At 74.2% G+C, this 2206-nt stretch carries 3 protein-coding genes; all 3 read left to right on the top strand.

Annotated elements, in window-relative coordinates; all coding sequences use genetic code 11:
• The coding region (locus tag GA0115240_RS08600) for an acetyl-CoA carboxylase biotin carboxyl carrier protein subunit (RefSeq protein WP_176725017.1) at positions 1-614 on the top strand (614 nt) is incomplete at its 5' end.
• Positions 611-1801, top strand: coding sequence for an acyl-CoA dehydrogenase family protein (locus tag GA0115240_RS08595; protein WP_093736061.1), 1191 nt, complete (start codon positions 611-613; stop codon positions 1799-1801). The genes GA0115240_RS08600 and GA0115240_RS08595, both read left to right, overlap by 4 nt.
• Positions 1802-1902: 101 nt before the next feature.
• A partial coding sequence (locus GA0115240_RS08590) for an enoyl-CoA hydratase-related protein (protein WP_176725016.1) occupies positions 1903-2206 on the top strand: 304 nt, incomplete at its 3' end.

Raw genomic sequence — 2206 nt, 5'->3', positions numbered from 1 at the left:
CGGCGCAGCGCCACGCGGTGCTGGCCGCCGCGCTGGCGGACGCGGCCCGGCGTACCGGGTCGGCGGACGGCCCGCTGCCGGTACGGCTCGGCGGCTGGCGCAATGTGCCGTCGCAGCCGCAGGCGAAACGTTTCCGGCACGAGCCGGGCGGGTGGGAGCTGGAGGTGCGCTACCGGCTGCACCGGGGCGCGCTCACCGCCGAGGGCCACCCGGACGTGGCGCTGGTGTCGGCCGCCGCCGACCGGGTGGTGCTCGACATCGCCGGTGTGCGGCGGGCCTTCGCCGTCACCGCCTACGCCGAGCAGGTCTTCGTGGACGCGCCCTGGGCGACCCTGGCGCTGACCGCGCTCCCCCGGTTCGGCGACCCGCGCGAGCGGGCGGTACCGGGCTCACTGCTCGCTCCGATGCCCGGCACCGTCGTCCGCGCCGGGGAATTCGTCCCCGGCGACCGGGTCGGCGCCGGGCAGCCGCTGCTGTGGCTCGAGGCGATGAAGATGGAGCACGTGATCACCGCGCCCGTCACCGGGACGCTCACGGAGCTCAACGCCGACATCGGCCGCCAGGTCGAGGTCGGCGCCGTACTGGCCGTCGTCAAGGAGGAATCAGGACCATGAGCACCGTCCGGGGCACCTTCGACAGCGCACTGCTCGAAAGCCAGGAGCGGCGCGCGCTGCGCACGGCGGTCGGCGATCTGGCCCGCCGCTACGGCCGCGACTACTTCACGGCGACCGTCCGCGCGGGCAAGCAGACCGACGAGCTGTGGCACGAGGCCGGCCGGCTCGGCTATCTCGGCGTCAATCTGCCGGAGGAGTACGGCGGCGGGGGCGGCGGGCTGGCCGAACTGTCCATCGTGCTGGAGGAGCTGGGAGCGGCCGGCTGCCCGCTGCTGCTGATGGTGGTCTCCCCCGCCATCTGCGGCACGGTGATCGCCCGGTTCGGCACCGAGACGCAGAAGGAGCGCTGGCTGCCGGGCCTGGCGGCCGGCTCGCTGCGGATGGCCTTCGGTATCACCGAACCCGAGGCCGGCTCGAACGCGCACCGCATCACCACCACCGCCCGCCGCGACCCGGACACCGGCGGCTGGCTGCTGACCGGCCGCAAGGTCTTCATCTCCGGCGTGGACATCGCGGACGCCACCTTGATCGTCGGCCGCACCGAGGACGCCCGCACCGGCAAGCTCAAGCCGTGCCTGTTCATCGTCGAGCGCGAGACACCGGGCTTCGAGTACCGGCAGATCGAGATGGAGCTGTCGGCGCCGGAAAAGCAGTTCCAGCTCTTCCTGGACGATGTGGCGCTGCCCGCCGACGCGCTGGTCGGCGACGAGGACGCCGGACTGCTGCAGTTGTTCGCCGGGCTCAACCCGGAACGGGTGATGACCGCCGCCTTCTCCATCGGCATGGGCCGCTACGCGCTCGGGCGGGCGGTGGAGTACGCGGGCAGCCGCCAGGTCTGGGGCGCCCCGATCGGCGCCCACCAGGCCATCGCGCACCCGCTGGCCCAGGCCCACATCGAGCTGGAACTGGCCCGGTTGATGATGCAGAAGGCGGCGTACCTGTACGACGCGGGCGACGACATGGGCGCGGGCGAGGCGGCGAACATGGCGAAGTACGCGGCGGCGGAGGCGGGGGCGAAAGCCGTGGACCAGGCGGTGCACACCCTCGGCGGCAACGGCCTGACCGTGGAGTACGGTCTGGGATCGCTGCTCACCGCGTCCCGGGTGGGCCGGATCGCGCCGGTCAGCCGGGAGATGATCCTCAACTTCGTCTCGCACCACACGCTGGGTCTGCCCAAGTCCTACTGAGCGGCGGCCCCACGGAGCGGGCGGGCGTCCCCCGGTCCGGCCGCTCCCACCCGGCTTCCGGCCCGCCCGGCCGAACCCCTCCCCCCGACAGGAGCACGCACGTGACGACCGTCCCCCTGGTCCGCCAGGAGCACGACCGCGGTGTCGCCGTCCTCACCCTCGACTCCCCGCACAACCGCAACGCGCTGTCGGGCCGGCTGGTGGCGGAACTCACCGAGGGGCTGGCCGCGGCGGCCGGCGACGCCGCGGCCCGCGCGGTGCTGCTCACCCACACCGGCGGCACCTTCTGCGCGGGCGCCGATCTGCGGGAGGCGGGCGCCGCCGACGGGCCGCGGCGGCTGGTGGAGCTGCTGCGGGCGATCGCGGAGCTGCCCAAACCGGTGGTGGCGGCGGTACGCGGCCATG

Origin of the sequence: Streptomyces sp. DvalAA-14 (assembly GCF_900091855.1) — a bacterium.
Lineage (GTDB): Bacteria > Actinomycetota > Actinomycetes > Streptomycetales > Streptomycetaceae > Actinacidiphila.
This window is presented reverse-complemented; position numbering and strand designations above follow the sequence as displayed.

Coding starts and splice junctions, on each gene's coding strand:
- GA0115240_RS08595 (WP_093736061.1), top strand. CDS start 611: ATGAGCACCGTCCGGGGCACCTTCGACAGCGCACTGCTCGAAAGCCAG.